General features: G+C 67.6%; 13 protein-coding genes. 8 read left to right on the top strand and 5 right to left on the bottom strand.

Annotated elements, in window-relative coordinates; all coding sequences use genetic code 11:
- Positions 1-228: 228 nt before the first annotated feature.
- Positions 229-2,769, top strand: a complete 2,541-nt coding sequence (locus ACWEJX_RS01080) for a heavy metal translocating P-type ATPase (protein WP_451605440.1) — start codon at positions 229-231, stop codon at positions 2,767-2,769.
- Between the two features lie 134 nt (positions 2,770-2,903).
- On the top strand, positions 2,904-4,487 hold the full coding sequence (locus ACWEJX_RS01075) for an MFS transporter (protein WP_451605439.1): 1,584 nt from the start codon (positions 2,904-2,906) through the stop codon (positions 4,485-4,487).
- A gap of 72 nt (positions 4,488-4,559) precedes the next feature.
- Here ACWEJX_RS01075 and ACWEJX_RS01070 read toward each other — a convergent pair whose 3' ends face one another.
- The 5 genes from ACWEJX_RS01070 to ACWEJX_RS01050 all read right to left on the bottom strand — a co-directional run bounded on the left by ACWEJX_RS01070 (position 4,560) and on the right by ACWEJX_RS01050 (position 9,985).
- Entirely contained in the window at positions 4,560-5,000 is a 441-nt protein-coding gene (locus tag ACWEJX_RS01070; RefSeq protein WP_451605438.1) for a MerR family transcriptional regulator, read from the bottom strand.
- A gap of 92 nt (positions 5,001-5,092) precedes the next feature.
- Complete coding sequence (gene ahcY / locus ACWEJX_RS01065; RefSeq protein ID WP_451605459.1) at positions 5,093-6,541, bottom strand: adenosylhomocysteinase; 1,449 nt, start codon at positions 6,539-6,541, stop codon at positions 5,093-5,095.
- 203 nt (positions 6,542-6,744) lie between these two features.
- The gene (gene merB, locus ACWEJX_RS01060) at positions 6,745-7,434 is read right to left on the bottom strand and encodes an organomercurial lyase (RefSeq protein ID WP_451605437.1); all 690 of its coding nucleotides are present in this window, start codon (positions 7,432-7,434) and stop codon (positions 6,745-6,747) included.
- Positions 7,435-7,465: 31 nt separating this feature from the next.
- Positions 7,466-8,902 (bottom strand): APC family permease, encoded by a 1,437-nt coding sequence (locus ACWEJX_RS01055; RefSeq protein ID WP_451605436.1) that lies wholly within the window; start codon positions 8,900-8,902, stop codon positions 7,466-7,468.
- A gap of 441 nt (positions 8,903-9,343) precedes the next feature.
- Positions 9,344-9,985, bottom strand: a complete 642-nt coding sequence (locus ACWEJX_RS01050; RefSeq protein WP_451605435.1) for a MerR family transcriptional regulator — start codon at positions 9,983-9,985, stop codon at positions 9,344-9,346.
- A 125-nt stretch (positions 9,986-10,110) separates the two neighbouring features.
- Here ACWEJX_RS01050 and ACWEJX_RS01045 point away from each other — a divergent pair, with 125 nt between their 5' ends.
- The 6 genes from ACWEJX_RS01045 to ACWEJX_RS01020 all read left to right on the top strand — a co-directional run bounded on the left by ACWEJX_RS01045 (position 10,111) and on the right by ACWEJX_RS01020 (position 13,343).
- Entirely contained in the window at positions 10,111-10,845 is a 735-nt protein-coding gene (locus ACWEJX_RS01045) for a class I SAM-dependent methyltransferase (RefSeq protein ID WP_451605434.1), read from the top strand.
- A 215-nt stretch (positions 10,846-11,060) separates the two neighbouring features.
- A complete protein-coding gene (gene fdxA / locus ACWEJX_RS01040; protein ID WP_451605433.1) occupies positions 11,061-11,381 on the top strand; it encodes a ferredoxin in 321 nt (106 codons plus the stop codon).
- 10 nt (positions 11,382-11,391) lie between these two features.
- Positions 11,392-11,772, top strand: coding sequence for a MerR family DNA-binding protein (locus tag ACWEJX_RS01035; protein ID WP_451605432.1), 381 nt, complete (start codon positions 11,392-11,394; stop codon positions 11,770-11,772).
- 92 nt (positions 11,773-11,864) lie between these two features.
- Positions 11,865-12,104 carry a hypothetical protein gene (locus tag ACWEJX_RS01030; protein WP_451605431.1) on the top strand — a complete coding sequence of 80 codons (240 nt, stop codon included), beginning with the start codon at positions 11,865-11,867 and terminating at the stop codon, positions 12,102-12,104.
- A 114-nt stretch (positions 12,105-12,218) separates the two neighbouring features.
- Positions 12,219-12,971, top strand: coding sequence for a MerR family transcriptional regulator (locus ACWEJX_RS01025; RefSeq protein WP_451605458.1), 753 nt, complete (start codon positions 12,219-12,221; stop codon positions 12,969-12,971).
- Between the two features lie 36 nt (positions 12,972-13,007).
- On the top strand, positions 13,008-13,343 hold the full coding sequence (locus ACWEJX_RS01020; RefSeq protein WP_451605430.1) for a YnfA family protein: 336 nt from the start codon (positions 13,008-13,010) through the stop codon (positions 13,341-13,343).
- Positions 13,344-13,513 lie beyond the last annotated feature (170 nt).

Genomic DNA, 13,513 nt, shown 5'->3' with positions numbered 1-13,513 from the left:
GGCGCTGCCGCATACGGCTGGTACCAGGGGCTGCTGCCAGGGCGCGAGTCTTTCCGTTGAACCCGGCTTTAAGTCAACCCTGTTCTGTGCCGGCCCGGCGGGCGGAGCGCATGCCGACCCCGGTGCGTGAAGAAAGAAGCGCCAAAGGGCTTGACTTTGGAGTCGACTCCAAACTTTACGCTCCTCCCATTAGCGCAACCTTCCCCATTGACTGGCAGGTGACCAAGGATGAACGAGTTCGCCGCCTCGACCGGCGGCAACATAACTGTCCCGCCCGAAGCCGATGTCGAGTCCCGCCGATACCGCGTGATATCCGGCTGTGTCGAGTGCGCCAGTGACCTGACCGCTCTGCGCCGTGTTCCCGGCGTACGCGACGTGCGCGTCCTGTCTGCGACGGGCACTCTCGTGGTCGAGGCGCCGGCCACGCTGGACGACAACGTGTTGCTGAGGACGGCGAACGCGTCAGGCCTGCTCCTCGAGCCCGCTCACGCCGGCGCCGGCTCCGGCGCCGACCAGGCGGCCGAGCAGACGACGAAGCGGACCCGCTGGTGGCTGCGCCCCGAGATGATCACGTTGGAGATCGCCGCCGCGCTCCTGGTGGTCCTCGAGATCCTCGGATGCTACGACCAGACGCAGTCGCTTTCGACGATCCTCGCGTACCTGTGTGTGGCGGTTGGCATCGTCTATCCCGCGCGCACGGCCCTGATGATGCTCAAGGCCAAGCGGGTGTCCATCAACGTCCTGCTCGTCGTGGCCGTAGCGGGGGCGCTGGCGCTGGGCAAGGTGGCCGAGGCCGCGTGTGTGGTGGTGATCTTCTCCCTCGGCGTCGTGCTGGAAAGCTACGTCGCCGACCGGGCGCGCAAGTCCATCCAGAAGCTGATGGACCTCAGCCCCGCCATGGCGGAACGGTTCGCCGTCGACGGCACCGTCGAGCAGGTCGAAGTCGCCCAGCTCCAGGTCGACGACATCGTGCTGGTCCGCCCCAGCTCCCGGCTGCCGACCGACGGCACCGTCGTCCAGGGTTCCTCCTGGATCGACGCGTCCGCGATCACGGGTGAGTCCATGCCGGTGGAGGTCGAACCCGGCGCGGAGGTGTACGGCGGGACCCTGAACGGGCACGCGGCGCTGCGGATCCAGGTCACCAAGCCCTTCGAGGACACGGTCCTGGCCCGGGTCATCAAGGAGGTGGAGGAGGCTCAGCAGAACCGGGGCCAGGCGCAGCGGTTCGCCGACAAGTTCGGCACGATCTACACGCCGATCATGATCGCCCTGGCGGTCCTCATGGCGGCGTTCGGCCCGCAGGTGTTCGACATCTCCTACACCGACGCTCTCTACCGTGCGCTGGTCGTGCTGATCGTGTCCTGCTCGTGCTCCCTGGTGCTGTCCGTCCCGGTCAGTGTGGTCTCGGCCGTGGCGCGGGCGGCCCGCGACGGAGTCCTGATCAAGGGCGGTGCTTATCTGGAGCAGCTGGCGAAGCTGCGCTCCGTGGCCTTCGACAAGACCGGCACCCTGACGCTGGGACGGCCCACGCTCCTCCAGGTCCACCCGCTGGGCGGCTACGGAGAGAGCGAGCTGCTGACGCTGACGGCTGCCGTGGAGGCCGGCGCCACCCATCCGATCGCCGAGGCGATCGTGCGTGCGGCGCGGGAGCGAGGGATCGTCGTCACCCCGGCCGACGATGTCGAGATCATCCCCGGTGTGGGGGCCCAGTCGGTTATCGACGGGGCGATGGTTGTGGTCGGCAGGGTCGGCGACCTGCGCGGCGACCTGGCCGCGCAGGCCGCTCTCGACGCTGTCGAGAACGCCGGTGGGACGCCCGTCGCCGTCAGCGTGGACGGCCGCCTCATCGGCCTGCTGGGTCTCGCGGACGAGCTTCGCCCGGAGGCGACCACCGCGTTGAAGTCGCTCCGCCGGGTCGGTGTCACGCACACGACGATGCTCACCGGTGACCGGGAGCGGGTCGCCACCGCGATCGCCAAGCGGGTGGGCATCGAGAGCGTCCGCGCTCAGCTCATGCCGGAGGAGAAGAGCACGGCCGTCGCCTCGATCAAGGCGTCCGGGGTCACCGCGATGGTCGGTGACGGCGTCAACGACGCCCCGGCACTGGCCACCGCCGACGTCGCGATCGTCATGGGCGCTGCCGGCACCGATGTGGCCCTCGAAATGGCCGACGTGGCGCTGATGGCCGATGACCTCAACAAGCTCCCCTACGCGGTCGCGCTGGCCCGACGGGCGAACCGGGTCATCGCGCAGAACATCGCCCTGTCTCTGGCCGTCATTCTGTTCCTCTTGGTCTTCGCGGTCGGTGGCAGGTTCACCCTCACCCAGGGCGTGCTGATCAACGAGGCCTGGGCCCTGGTGATCATCGCGAACGGACTGCGACTCCTGCGGCTCCACTCGGCCTTGAAGGCGGCGGGTTCCATCTCCACGTCGGTCCAGCCGACGCCGGCGGCCCAGTCGGGCCAGGCGGCCCGTACGGCCGATTCCGCAGCCGGATCCGCGTCCGGCGACGCCGACGCCTGCGGGTGTGGCCCCAGCTGTGGCACGCCCAGCTCGGCGGCCCCGCTCCCCCTGGTGAATGTGCTCAGTGTGACGAGCTCCTCCGGCTCGGATGACGGGTGCGGGTGCGGGCCCAGCTGCGAGACCCCGAAGGCGGAGACCGTCGTGCTGCCCGAGCCGGCCGGCCCCGCCGAGGGTTGCTCCGACGGTGGGTGCGGCTGCTCCCCGACGCCGGCGAACGGCACGATCACGTCGCAGCGCCGTACGTGATCGCCTCCTGACCAGGAGCCCGACTGCATTCCCCCGCCAGTCGGGCTCCTGCCCTTTCGTACGGAACGTTGACTTGAAGCCGGGTTCAACGAGAACACTCCCGTGGACGGCTGCCCCGACGAGGAGACAACCAGATGTCAGCTGATGCGATCCGCCAACGGGATGTAGTGCGTGAGGAGCATGACGACCCCTCACATGTCCGCGGATGGACCTTGGCTGTGGTGTGTGTCACCACTTTCATGCTGCTGCTCGACGTGACAGTCGTGAACGTCGGACTGCCCAGCCTGCGGGATTCCCTGCACGCGAGCTTCGCCGAACAGCAATGGGTGATCGCCGCCTACACGCTGACGATGGCGGCGTTCCTCCTTTCCAGCGGATCGCTGGCGGACCGGATCGGGCGCAAGCGCGTCTTCACGCTCGGGCTGGTGGTCTTCACCCTCTCCTCGCTGACTGCCGGTCTGTCCGTGAACCCGTTGATGCTCAGCGTTGCCCGCGGCATCCAGGGTGTCGGTGCCGCGATGCTCTTCTCGGTCGGCCTCGCGCTGATCGGGCAGGAGTTCCGCGGCGCGCGGGCACGGGGCACCGCTTTCGGGGTGTGGGGTGCTGTCGGCGGCCTGGCCTTCGCCTTCGGCCCGCTGATCGGCGGCTCGCTGACCACGTCGCTGGGCTGGCAGTGGATCTTTCTCGTCAACGTGCCGATCGGCGTCCTCGCCTTCCTTCCCACCGTGCGCCGGCTGCGCGAGTCCCGGGACCCCGATGCCCATGGAGTCGACCGGGCCGGGATGATCACCTTCGGGCTGGGCCTGGCTCTGCTGCTGTTCGGATTCATGGCCGGGAACTCGTTGGGCTGGGACTGCCCACCGGTCCTGTTCGGCTTCGGGTTCGGCGTGGCCCTGCTGGCGCTCTTCGCTGTCATCCAGCACAACAAGGGCCAAGCGGCCATGCTGGATCTTTCGTTGTTCCGGATCCGCTCGTTCAACGGCGTCGCCTGGGGGACCTTCCTCAACAATGCGGCGAGCCTGGCCGCGGTCTTCCTCCTCATCTCCTACATGCAGAACGTCCTGGGCTATACGGCGTGGGAAACGGGGCTCCGGTTCATGCCGCTGACCCTCACCCTGTTCGTGGTGGCCCTCCTGACCGGGCGATTGGGCAGCGCCGTCGCGCCGGGGCTGCTGCTCGGCACGGCCATCGCGCTGATCGCCGTCGGTCTGGGACTGGTCACCCTGGTGAAGCCCACCAGCGACTGGACCGCCCTGCTGCCGAGCCTGCTTGTGATGGGGATGGGCATGGGCATGTTCAATCCGCCGCGCGCGGCGGTCACCGTCGGCGTCGTGGGTCCGGCTCGGGCCGGCATGGCCTCCGGGGTGGGTCAGACCTTCCAGCAGGCCGGTGTGGCGCTCGGCGTGTCAGGCTTCGGCGCCCTGTTCCAGAGTTGTGTCGAGTCGGCGTTCACCCAGTCCGCCGCCGGCCGTCAGCTGGGTGATCAGGCCGACTCCGTCGCCCACGAGGTGGCCACCGGCGCGCTGAGCGACCTGGGCAAGCTGGTACCGCCGTCCATGGTCGACGCGGCGACCACCGCGGCCCGCGTCGCGTACGTGGACAGCCTGACCGAGGTGGTCCGCCTCTGCGCTCTGGTCGCGGCGATCGGCGCCGTGCTCGTCTTCACCCTCATCCGGCGCAGCGATCTGCACGAGAGCGCGCTGGGGGGCAGGTCCTAGCCGGACGGCGGGACAGCCACGCTCGTACAGCGGTGGCAGCCGGAGAGCGTCCGCTCCGGCTGCCACCGTTTTTCAGGCCGACTCCGCCGACTGCGGCTTCCATACGCCGGGGGCTGGGTCCGGGCACTCCTGACTGGGCAGTTGCCCCACCATCGCCGCCAACTCGTCGAAGAGAGCCGTGAGCCGGTCGACCTCGGTGCGGACTTCGTCCATGCGCCTGCGCAGGATCACGGCCGCGTCGCCACACGGGCAGGTGCCCGTGTCCCGGATGCTGAGCAGGTCACCAATGTCGCTCAGGCTCAGGCCGAGCCGCTGCGTACCCTGGATGAACTTCATGCGGTCTATCGCGTCGTCCCCGTAGCGGCGATAGCCCGCGCCGTTCCGCGGAGCCTTGGGCAGTAAGCCGAGCCGTTCGTAGTAGCGGATGGTGTCCGTGGTCGTCCCCGTTGCACGGGCCAGCCCAGCGACGGACATGCCGTTCTGCTTCGGCACCTTCGCCTCGATGTTCGTCAACGTCGGTTCTCCCCCTGTGAGTTCTGGTCGTATGAACAGCGCGGGGCCGACCGGGAGGGAGTCCTCCGGGCCGGCCCCGCTGTCTGACGTGGTCAGTAGCGATAGAGCTCGGGCTTGAACGGCCCTTGGACGTCCACACCGATGTAGTCGGCCTGCTCCTTGGTGAGTGTGGTCAACTCACCGCCGAGCGCCTCGAGGTGGATCGTGGCGACCTTCTCGTCCAGGTGCTTGGCGAGTCGGTGGACGCCTCTCTCGTAGTCCTCGTGCTTCGTGAACAACTCGACCTGGGCGATCACCTGGTTGGAGAAGCTGTTGGACATCACAAAGCTCGGATGGCCCGTGGCATTCCCGAGGTTGAGCAGACGGCCCTCGGACAGCACGATGACCGAGTGTCCGTCCGGGAAGACCCACTCGTCCACCTGCGGCTTGATCGGGTTCCTGCGGACGCCCGGGTAGCGGGCCAGTCCCGCCATGTCCAGCTCGTTGTCGAAGTGTCCGATGTTGCCGAGGACCGCCTGGTGCTTCATCTGCGCCATGTCCTCGGCCATGACCACGTCCTTGTTGCCCGTGGTCGTGATCACGATGTCGGCGATCGACAGCACGGACTGCAGCCGGGCCACCTGGTAGCCGTCCATCACCGCCTGCAGGGCACAGATGGGGTCGATCTCGGTGACGATGACGCGGGCGCCCTGGCCCGACAGCGACTCCGCGGCACCCTTGCCCACGTCACCGTAACCGCAGACCACGGCGACCTTGCCGCCGATCAGGACGTCGGTTCCGCGGTTGATGCCGTCGATGAGGGAGTGACGGATGCCGTACTTGTTGTCGAACTTCGACTTGGTCACGGAGTCGTTGACATTGATGGCCGGCCACAGCAGCTCGCCGCCCGCCGCCATCCGCTCCAGCCGCATGACACCCGTGGTGGTCTCCTCGGTCACCCCGAGAATCCGTGACCCGATCGCCGTCCACTTGTCCGGCGCGGCTGCGAGCGAGGTCCGGAGCAGGTCCAGTACGGTGGCCCACTCCTCGGAGTCGGTCTCCTGGGTCTCGGGAACGCGCCCGAGACGCTCGTACTCGGCGCCCTTGTGAACCAGCATCGTCGCGTCGCCGCCGTCGTCGAGGACCATGTTGGCACCCTGCCCGTCGGGCCAGGTCAACATCTTCTCGGTGCACCACCAGTACTCCTGGAGGGTCTCTCCCTTCCAGGCGAACACGGGTACGCCCGTCGGCGCCTCGGGGGTGCCGTCGGGCCCGACCACGACGGCGGCCGCCGCGTGGTCCTGGGTGGAGAAGATGTTGCAGGAGGCCCAGCGGACCTCGGCACCCAGGGCGACCAGGGTCTCGATGAGGACGGCCGTCTGGACGGTCATGTGCAGGGAGCCGGAGACACGGGCGCCCTGCAGGGGGCGGGTATCGGCGTACTCGGCTCGCAGGGCCATCAGGCCGGGCATCTCGTGCTCTGCGAGCTGGATCTCCTTGCGGCCGAACTCGGCCAGGGCCAGGTCGGCGACAGCGAAGTCGATCCCGTTGAGGGATTGCAGGCGGGCGTCGTCCGGCGCCTGCTCTGTGTGCGTGGTGGACACGATGGATCTCCGGTATTCGTCGAAGTCGGCGACGACCGCAGGGTGCGGTTCGGTCGCTCGGGGGCGGGTCGAAAGCCAGGGGCCGCTGCGGCCGGGGCGCAGGCGCTGCGGTGACGGCAGGCCCGGGCCCCGGCCGTGAGGCGGGCCGGCGGCCCAAGGGATCAACTGCCGGTTGTCGCCAGCAGAAGGCCGAATTCGGTCTCCGCGACGGCCAGCGCCTGGGCTTGGGTCAACACCAGACCCTGCCGTTGCGGATTCCCGGTCAAGTGGCGCTCGCCCAGTTCGGGTGCGGCGTGGAACTCGGTGTGCTGGCAGGCCTTGGCGATCGGACCGCTGCACTCGACAGTGGCGAGCACCACGACCGTGCCGGCCGGTTCGAAGTGCCAGCTACCGTCGGGTTCTCGTCTGACACTGATCTGCTGACCGGTGCCTGGGTCGTGGGAGACGATCGTGGCGGCGGTGCCGGCCATGAGCGGAATGCCGAGGGCATCGATCGCGCACATGGCGGTCAGCGGCGGCCCACCCTGGATGGTCACCCGGTGCGGGGAGGGCACGGCGGACAGCGGATAGGCGATCTCGACCCGGTCACAAGCGGAGTTGAGGTGCACGAGGTCCGCGTCGGCCAGTGCCCTGATGGCAGGGCCGGGGTCGAGTCCGTGCCGCAGAGTGAGCCGGCGCACCCACCCGACCCTCGGTCCGCGGCCCGTGTTGAGGAACTCCCTCAGGAGCTCTTGATGGACGGTGCGCAGGGCCGAGGACAGCTGCCCCTGGCTGTGCGCGATCCCCCCTCGCGCGACGGCGTCGATGCCCTGCGGGAGAAAGTCGCTGAAGCAGAGGTCGCCCTCGGGCACGGGAGTCTCCGGTCGCGCGCTCGGCCCGTGGTCAGGGAGCAAGCTCGGGCTCCCTCGATGCGGACGGAGCCGTCTTGGCGCGCCACCGGCGGGTGAAGTAGGAGATCGGCAGGATCACGAGGCTGACGCACACACCGATCAGCAGGACGGACCCGCCCCACTGAGTCCCCCCGAAGACCAGGAGCACCACGTTCACCGCGCACAGGACCACGGCCAAGGGTCTGGCATACCGGCCCAGGCGGAAGCTGCCGGGTCGGCCGGCCGGATGCTTGCGCATCATGAGGTAGGCGATGGGCAGGAGGACGAACACCGCCAGGTAACCGAAGTTGGCAGCGGCCACGACGTCGACCACGTTGGTGCCGAAGACGATCAGCAGCAGTCCGATGACCACCGCGTCCCAGGCGATGGAGCCGACCGGCGCTCCGCGCTTGTTGATCTTGCCGAAGGCGGAGGGAAGGTGGCCGTCCTGCGCCATCTGGTAGATGGTCCGGGACGAGCCGATGATGAAGGTCTCGGCTCCGAGGATGAGGACTGCGGTCAGACCGAGCTGTACGAAGATCTCGCCCGTGGAACCCAGCAGGACGTTGCCCGCGTGGGCGAAGACCTCGAAGGGGTCGGCCTGGATGCCGTCGACGCCCGAGAGTGCGAACATCGCGATCGGCACGGCGCCGAAGGCGACGAAACAGATGATGGCCGATGTCGACATCACCCGCTTCATGGTGCGTTCGGGCTGCCGGATCTCCGCGCACACCGTGGAAGCCATCTCGGCGGCGTAGGAGGACCAGGTGGCGACGAAGCTCCACTTCGCGATGAGTGCCAGCTGCGCCCAGAACCCGTCCTTGGCTCCGGTTTCCGCCGGCAGCACCGAGGGGAACGCCTGCGAGAGATCACTCGAGTGCGGGCGTGCCACCGGACACAGGACGACCACCAGGACGACGGCCACCGCGACGAGGGCCAGCACACCGTTGATCACCGTGGAGAGCTTCAGTCCCAGCGCGGTGATGAAGTAGAGGACCGCGGCGATCGCGAGCGCCAGTACGACGGGAGAGACTCCCGGCAGCCACTGGTCCCTGAGGAAGGTCGCGGCGAGGATCAGGTTGACCGCGATACCCGGGGTCCAGGCGAACCAGTAGCACCAGGCGGAGAGGGCGCCCATAGTGGGAGAGCCCTGCGCGCGGACGCGGTAGGCGAACTGGGCCGTGCCGCCGGCCCGTTCGGGGAAGCGGGAGGCGAGTTCGGCGATCAGCAGGCATTGTGCGCCACCCACCGCGGCCGTGACGATCCATACCCAGATCGACACGTTGCCGAGTTCCGCGGCCATCGCCCCCAGGGACACGACGACCATGAGTGAGCCCCCCGTGGCGACCAGGACCGCAGTCAGCCAGGACGAGGTGATGGGCAGGCCGCTGCGGCCCGGGAAAAGCGGTGTTTCCGCTCCTGTGATAGGTGCACCCGTTTTGGGCAGCACGGTTTCAGATCTGTCTCCGAGCAATTTGTTGCTCCAGCCGGACTGGACGGTAATGAAACCGTCAACTATTTGGCGGCGGTGATTCTGGAACAGGCACGGAAGAAAGCAGCGCGCTCACTCTGCACGGCAACAGCAACGAGTGATTCAAAGCATCGCGAAAACGATGACTCAACAAATCCGTGACACGTCACGGCGGCAGCGCTCGACGGTCCAGAAAGCTAGACCACGACGATCGGCTGCGCAACCATATCGCCACTTGGCTGGAACATGATGGCTGAAAACAATCGCGACGGATCGGCATACCGTCGGATCGCGAGGGGAATATGACGCTCCGGTTTCCTTAAATGAGAGGCAAAATCCCCTGCACAAGGGCCGTGGTAACACTGGACAGACACCTCTGGGCCGGCGCTTCAGCAGCAGGGGCGCCGGCCCGGGCGGGTGTCACACGCCCGACACCTGAGAGGGCCTCGGATCCAGCGCGCAGCAGTCGTCCTGGCCATCGACCTGGGAGTCGGTCGCCAGCGGGCCATCGGGGCCCATGTGCGGACAGTCGCACAGGGTCAGGCACTCGCAGTCCAGGGTCTGGTCGATGAGCCGAAGCAGGCCGTTCAGGGCTTCGATCTCGCGCTCGACCTCCGATCGGCGGACCGTGGCCACGTGGCGCCACACGCCACCGCCGACTCCGTTGCCCTGCAGCAGCGCGGAGATCTCCGTGAGGCTGAACCCGATCCTCTGACAGATCTTGATCGCCGACAGACGGTGCAGGACAGCGGGCGGATAGTGCCTGCGGCCGGCCAGCTTCACACCCTCAGGGATCAAGCCACATCGCTCGTAGTACCGCAAGGCCGAAGTGGCTATACCCGCCCTCCGCGAGACCTCGCTTATCGACAGCAACGCGTCGTCCATTGACTCCCCCGAGAGTGTTGACTTGAAGCTGACTTCAACGGCAACACTACCGTCCGAGAGATCAGCCATCCAGGCCTCAGCTCCAGACAGAAAGGGCAAAGCTGCCTTGCCCTGCTCACGGGCAAAGGGCGTTTCGTGCGACTTGCGCGGAGCGTTCACTTTCGCGGTAGCCAGCATATGGACATGATCTCTTGAGGCACTCTGCTAGGCCCTCGAAAGTGCGCACGGCAACGCATCGACAAGCGCTCTGTTTAAGAGCTCCCCGCGCTGGGGAGCAAAAGTGACTGCTCTGAGGGAGTGACGTGGCTAATCTTCTGAAGAAGGCCTACAACGCAACATGGGGCAAGTACGTCTTCGCCGGGATGTACGACAAGTTCCTGTCCCACGTGGAGAAGCACGGCCTGGCGGAGAAGCGGGCCCAGATGCTGGCACCGGCATACGGGCGCACGATCGAGCTGGGCACGGGTACCGGCCTCAACCTGCCGCACTACCCGGACGCGGTCGACGAGCTGATACTCACCGAGCCCTACCCGCCGATGGTGGCCAAGCTGGAGGAGAAGGTCCGCAACGACCCGCGGCGCATCCAGCTGACGGTGGCCGGCGCCGAGCGCCTGCCGTTCCCCGACGACAGCTTCGACACCGTCGCGGCGGCGATGATCCTCTGTACGGTGCCCGACCCCGACACCGCCCTGCGGGAGATCGAGCGGGTCCTCAAGCCCGGCGGCCAGTACCTGTTCCTGGAGCACGTGCGCAACCGCGACCCGAGGATCGCGCGCCGTCAGGACTTCGTGCAGCTCGGCTGGTACTGGTTCGGCAACGAGTGCCACTGCAACCGGCCGACGCTCGACACCCTGGCGCAGTCCTCGCTGGAGGTTGTCGACCTCGACGAGACCAAGATGCCGGGAGCGTGGGAGTTCATCGAGGCGATGGCCATCGGCCGTGCCGTCAAGATGCCCAACGGCGCCAAGAAGGCCGAGAAGGAGACCGCGAAGGTGAGCGTGGGCAAGGCCGGCAAGGACTCGGACTGCGGCTGCTGACACGCGAGCGGGGATGTCCCTCCTGGAGCCATGACCTCCCCTGGGTCAGAGCCCCTGTGTGTACCCCCGCTCTGGCCTGATGATGCGGCACTTCCTTGCATCAGGTCGGCCCGGCGGCAAGAACCGTCAAACGCAGTGCCCGGCGGACGCGGACCCCCATCCCGCGTCCGCCGCCTCCCTTGATCGCCTTCAGCCGGTTGAAAAGGACAACCCAAGTGACCTACATCATCGCTCAGCCCTGCGTCGACATTAAGGACCGGGCGTGCATCGAGGAGTGCCCCGTGGACTGCATCTACGAGGGGGAGAGGATGCTGTACATCCATCCCGACGAGTGCGTCGACTGCGGAGCGTGCGAGCCGGTCTGCCCGGTCGAGGCCATCTTCTACGAGGACGACGTGCCCGAGCAGTGGAAGGAATACGTCCAGGCGAACGAGGAGTTCTTCGTGACCCTCGGCTCGCCCGGCGGCGCCTCCCAGGTCGGCGTGGTCAGTGCGGACCCCCAGTGGATCAAGGACCTTCCTCCTCAAGGGGAGTGAGCGACACACCGTGACGCATCTCCTGACGGTCGCCGACGTCGCCGCCCGCTCCGGACTCAGCGCCAGTGCCGTGCGCTACTACCACCGCATGGGCCTCCTCACCGCACACGACAGAGCCCGCGGAAGCCATCGCCGCTTCGACGAAGCGGTTCTCGACCGCCTGCGCTTCATTCGGTCCGCTCAGCGGCTGGGCCTGAGCCTGGCTGAGATCACCGAGCTGCTGTCCGTACGCGACGGTGCACCAGGTCCCCTGACGGAGAGCCTGCTGCGCCGACACCTCGGCACGTTGGACACCGAGATGGCCCTGCTCCGAGAACTCCGCCAGGAGATGACCACGCTGCTGCGCCACGCAACCGACTCCGTGGACCTTCGCGTCCGCGGGCCGGGCTGACCGCGGCACTCAATCCCCGGCGCACTGGCAGCACCTGCCCGCCCGCCACGAAGACAAAGCCCGCCCGAGCACAGCCGGCCAAAGGCGGAATCATGCCCAAACGCGCCTCGCAGCCCAGCCTCGCCGTCGTCGTCCTCCTCCTCACCGCCGCTGCGGCCACCGCGATCCTCGCCGGCGCCGCGACGACCGCGGACGATGCCGTCGCCCGCATTCTCTTCACGATCGCCCTCGTCACCCTCGCCTGCTCCTGCATGCTCGTCCGGCGCCGCGACAGACGGGCGCGTCGATCACAGGGAGATCCCTCCCGCGCAGACCCTCCGAGCTGCGGCTGAGCAAACCAGCCGAGCAGGGAAAGCCGCAGATGACGGCACGTACGGCTCAATTTCCGGTGCCTGGATTTGACCTTCGAGACGACTTGAAGGTCTACCGTTTGTCTCGTGAGCACCATGCTGATCTCCCAGCTGGCCGAGCGCACCGGCGTGCGCGCCAGCACACTGCGGTTCTACGAGAAATTCGGTCTCCTCCAGGCGGAGCGGACCGCCAGCGGATACCGGATCTACGACGAAGATGCGGTGGAGCGGCTTTCCTTCATCACCACGGCCAAGCAGCTCGGCCTTCCCCTCGAGGAGATCGCAGACCTTCTGAAGGTCCGGGAAGGCGGAGACTGCGCCGACGTCAGGACAGAGCTGCGTTCCCGCCTGCAGTCGCGCATCGGCGACGCCGAAGAGCACATCGCCGGCCTGGGCACCTTCATCACCACTCTGCGCAGAGTGGTCGAGCATCTCGACGGACTCCCCTCTCGCGAAGGCCCGTGCGATCCCGCCTGCGACGTGCGCACGAGCGTGGAGCAGGGCGTGGCCGACAAGACCGAGAGCGGGACGGCACCCGCTGAGGACTCCGCACGCTGGCGTTCAGCCCCCGTAGCCTGCAGCCTGACAGCTTCCTCGCTCATGGAGCGGACCGAACGCTGGCATCTCGTACTGTCCGGGAGCACCGTCGAACCCATCGACGACGGGGTGCGTCTGACCCTGCCCGTCGAACGCGCCGGCGCCTTCACCGAGCTTGCAGTCGCCGAGCAGCAGTGCTGCCCCTTCTACGACTTCCGCATCCATCTCGACGGCGGTGCGATGCGGGTGGAGATCCGCTCGCCCGAGGAAGGCGCGACAATACTGGCCGAGCTGTTCGCGCCGACGCCCTGACCCACCGTACGCCTCAGAGAAGAGAATCGTCCCGCCATGCTGGTAGCCCGCTCCGTCGTCCTGTTCGTCGTCGCCGCCCTCTTCGAGATCGGCGGTGCCTGGCTGGTGTGGCAGGGCATCCGGGAGAACAAAGGCGCGGTCTGGGTCGGTCTGGGCATCGTCGCCCTGGGTATCTACGGCTTTGTGGCCACCCTCCAGCCCGACGCGAACTTCGGCCGCATCCTCGCCGCGTACGGCGGTGTGTTCGTAGCCGGCTCCCTGGCCTGGGGAATGATCGCCGACGGGTACCGCCCCGACCGCTGGGACATGGGCGGGGCCGTCATCTGCCTCGTCGGCATGGCGGTCATCATGTACGCACCCCGGCACCATTGATCCTCCGCGCTCGGGAATGGCGCCCCCAGGCCCTCCGCGACCAGCGAGTGGTTGACGCTGGACACCGGTTCCCCCGATTTCTCCGTAGCCGTACGGGATCCTGACGCCGCCGCCACGACGTCCCAGAGCGGACCGGGTAACTGCGGGCAATCATGGTGCGCTCAACGTGA

The sequence above is a fragment of the Streptomyces sp. NPDC004788 genome (assembly GCF_053601115.1).
The sequence above is the reverse complement of the archived record's forward strand: the minus strand, read 5'-3'. Positions and strand labels throughout refer to the sequence as shown.

What these genes read in the sequence shown, in the direction of transcription:
- ACWEJX_RS01050 (WP_451605435.1), bottom strand. Translation starts at nt 9,985, where the DNA reads ATGCTGGCTACCGCGAAAGTGAACGCTCCGCGCAAGTCGCACGAAACG.
- ACWEJX_RS01030 (WP_451605431.1), top strand. Translation starts at nt 11,865, where the DNA reads ATGCCCAAACGCGCCTCGCAGCCCAGCCTCGCCGTCGTCGTCCTCCTC.
- ACWEJX_RS01075 (WP_451605439.1), top strand. Translation starts at nt 2,904, where the DNA reads ATGTCAGCTGATGCGATCCGCCAACGGGATGTAGTGCGTGAGGAGCAT.
- ACWEJX_RS01020 (WP_451605430.1), top strand. Translation starts at nt 13,008, where the DNA reads ATGCTGGTAGCCCGCTCCGTCGTCCTGTTCGTCGTCGCCGCCCTCTTC.
- ACWEJX_RS01025 (WP_451605458.1), top strand. Translation starts at nt 12,219, where the DNA reads ATGCTGATCTCCCAGCTGGCCGAGCGCACCGGCGTGCGCGCCAGCACA.
- ACWEJX_RS01080 (WP_451605440.1), top strand. Translation starts at nt 229, where the DNA reads ATGAACGAGTTCGCCGCCTCGACCGGCGGCAACATAACTGTCCCGCCC.